The 2,893-nt window shown below is 49.4% G+C and carries 3 protein-coding genes; all 3 read left to right on the top strand.

The window, feature by feature from the left end; translation table 11 throughout:
- Positions 1-194: DUF4133 domain-containing protein (locus ACESTR_RS15905; protein WP_373179430.1), on the top strand; the 194-nt coding region annotated here is incomplete at its 5' end.
- On the top strand, positions 191-436 hold the full coding sequence (locus tag ACESTR_RS15900; protein ID WP_080693108.1) for a DUF3875 domain-containing protein: 246 nt from the start codon (positions 191-193) through the stop codon (positions 434-436). The genes ACESTR_RS15905 and ACESTR_RS15900, both read left to right, overlap by 4 nt.
- A gap of 606 nt (positions 437-1,042) precedes the next feature.
- Entirely contained in the window at positions 1,043-2,719 is a 1,677-nt protein-coding gene (ltrA, locus tag ACESTR_RS15895; protein WP_005840044.1) for a group II intron reverse transcriptase/maturase, read from the top strand.
- The last annotated feature ends 174 nt before the right edge of the window (positions 2,720-2,893 follow it).

The raw sequence follows: 2,893 nt of genomic DNA, 5'->3' as shown, positions 1-2,893 counted from the left end.
GGGTCGATCAGTGGGTATGTATCGCTTTCGGCGTTGCGGCGGCTTCGGTGCTGGTCTGGCTTACCTTCCGCCTGAACGCCCGTTACGGGGAACACGGGCTGATGAAGCTGCTCGCCGCGCGCCGGCATCCCCGCTACCTGCTCAACCGCAAGTCCCTGCGCCGGTTGCTGAAAAGAAAGGGGGGCCGCGTATGAGAAACATCTTGAAAGCCACCACGCTGGAAAGCAAGTTCCCGCTCCTGGCCGTGGAAGGCGGTTGTATCATCAGCAAGGACGCGGACATAACGGTCGTCTATCGGGTCGAACTCCCGGAGCTGTTCACCGTCACGTCCGCCGAGTACGAGGCGATCCACGCCGCCTGGTGCAAGGCCCTGAAGGTCTTGCCCGAATACAGCGTGGTACACAAGCAGGACTGGGTGCGACATGATGTCGTGTAAGTGATTGTTTAACAAATAATTTAAGTCATCGAGTATGACATAAAACAAAGATTAAACCTGCTGTTTCGTCAGCAGTAGCCTATGGGCAGATGCACCTTAATTGTATTAAGCTGCCCAGACAAGGTAGCCCGCCCGAAAGGGGCAGTTTGAACCGTGAGGGGAAAACAATCGTCGTCAGTATCAGACGGCGCGGGAGCTTGGCTTGAATGGTATGAATAACACATGTGAACTGTCGCTAAACGTCGTTAGTTTGAATGAGCCAAACGATACTGACAGGCTCAAGCCCGGAAACGGGTGCAGCGAGGATAACCCTCTCCAGTCTGGGGTTACACGAACCACACTGCTGCCGGCGGAATGACAGATTCTAACCCATTCTCTTTGTCACTTACACGGAACATGGAAAACCTGTATCTCTCCTACGAAAACAGGTAAGCCGACCGTAAGGAAGGCCGAACGGGATGCAGGCACAGGAATGCGGAAAAAGCGAATGCCGTCCTGTAATGGGGCGGATAGGGGTTTCAACGTTACCCTACGCGAAAGCGGGCAGACTTCCGCATGGTGACTCTTTACAAGAAACTTTTAGAACTTTTTAAAGTTGAAACGCAAATGAACGAATTAGAAATTTCGTGTGCATCGACTGACCGAAAATCGAACGCTTGGGACAGCATAGACTGGCTCCGGTGCGAAATTGCGGTTAAAAAGCTACAAGCACGTATTGTAAAGGCTCAAAAAGAAGGCAGATACGGTAAAGTGAAAGCTTTACAGTGGATGCTAACGCATTCGTTTTACGCCAAAGCATTGGCCGTAAAGCGGGTGACCTCTAACAAAGGTAAAAAGACAGCAGGGGTTGACCGTGTATTATGGAAAACCCCAAAAGCGAAGTTTCAGGCAATCAGCGAACTGAAACGCAGGGGATACAATCCCCAACCGTTGAAACGGGTCTATATCAGCAAAAAGAACGGCAAACAACGGCCGTTGGGTATTCCTACCATGAAAGACAGGGCTATGCAGGCGCTGTATCTGATGGCATTGGAGCCGGTAGCTGAAACGACAGCCGACAACAACTCCTACGGGTTCCGCAAGGAACGAAGCACGTTCGATGCAAGGGAACAATGCTTCTGTGTACTCGCAAAAGACGTATCGCCCGAATGGATACTTGAAGGGGACATCAAAGGCTGTTTCGACCACATAAGCCACGAATGGCTGCTGAATAATATCCCGATGGATAAAGTGATGCTCCGCAAATGGCTGAACAGTGGTTTTGTTTACAACTCCGAGCTATTCCCGACGGTTGAAGGCACGCCGCAAGGCGGTATCATATCGCCGACCCTTGCCAATATGACCCTTGACGGATTGGAGGCGGTACTGAAAAGACGGTTTAAGACACACTGTAAAAAGGGCGTCTATACCAGCTACAAGGTACACCTTATACGGTACGCCGATGATTTTGTAATCACCGGAGCATCGAAGGAATTGTTGCAAAACGAGATCTTGCCTATTGTTCGTGAGTTTCTCCATGCAAGGGGGCTTACCCTGTCAGAAGAAAAAACGAAGATAACTCACATCGGCAAAGGATTCGATTTTCTCGGATACAACATTCGCAAGTATAACGGAAAACTTCTGATAAAACCGTCAAAAGAGAGTCTGAAAAGGTTTATGGTCAAAATCCGGGAAACCATCGAAGCTCATAAGGGAGCAAAACAGGAATCCCTGATAAGACTACTGAACCCGATCATAACGGGTTGGGCGAATTACTATCGCTACTCCGTATCATCCAAGACTTTCAGGAAAGCTGACAAACTGATCTTCGAAAAGTTATGGCAGTGGGCACAACGCCGACACCCGAAAAAGGGGAAGTATTGGGTTGCTGACAAGTATTTCCACAAGATTAACAACCGTAAATGGACTTTCGCGGTCACTCCCAACAAGAGAAAACCCGAAAGTATAATCGTGCTGAAACGACTGTACGACACCAAAATAAAGCGGTTTGTAAAAATCAAAGGGGATGCAAACCCATACGACCCGCAGTGGAAGGAATATTTTGAACACAGGGAAACCTACAAAATGCTCCAATCGCTCAACGGGTATAAATCACTGCTGCATCTCTGGAAGAGACAACAACGCTGCTGTCCCTACTGTGGTGAGCCGATAGACAACGAACACTCTTGGAGTGTCGTAAAACAGCTGACAAATAACCGAATGGATAGTTTTCTTCTTCATGACGGTTGCCGCAGAAGTTATTACCAGTTAAAAACAGAGGATTATGAGCCGGCTTTTATGTAGAAATAAAAGCATTGAGTTGCTTGAGCCGTATGAGGGGAAACTCTCACGTACGGTTCTTAGGGGGGAAAGGGGCAGTAATGTCCCTGACCTACCCGACTTCATCCGCGAGCGTTACCGCCCGGCCACGGGCGAGGGGGACATGAGTTTCCTCTCCCGCAGTTACGAGCGGCATTT

The organism is Alistipes sp. DJF_B185 (assembly GCF_964250025.1).
In the GTDB taxonomy this organism is placed as follows: domain Bacteria; phylum Bacteroidota; class Bacteroidia; order Bacteroidales; family Rikenellaceae; genus Alistipes; species Alistipes finegoldii.
The sequence above is the reverse complement of the archived record's forward strand: the minus strand, read 5'-3'. Positions and strand labels throughout refer to the sequence as shown.

Coding starts and splice junctions, on each gene's coding strand:
- ACESTR_RS15900 (WP_080693108.1), top strand. CDS start 191: ATGAGAAACATCTTGAAAGCCACCACGCTGGAAAGCAAGTTCCCGCTC.
- ltrA (WP_005840044.1), top strand. CDS start 1,043: ATGAACGAATTAGAAATTTCGTGTGCATCGACTGACCGAAAATCGAAC.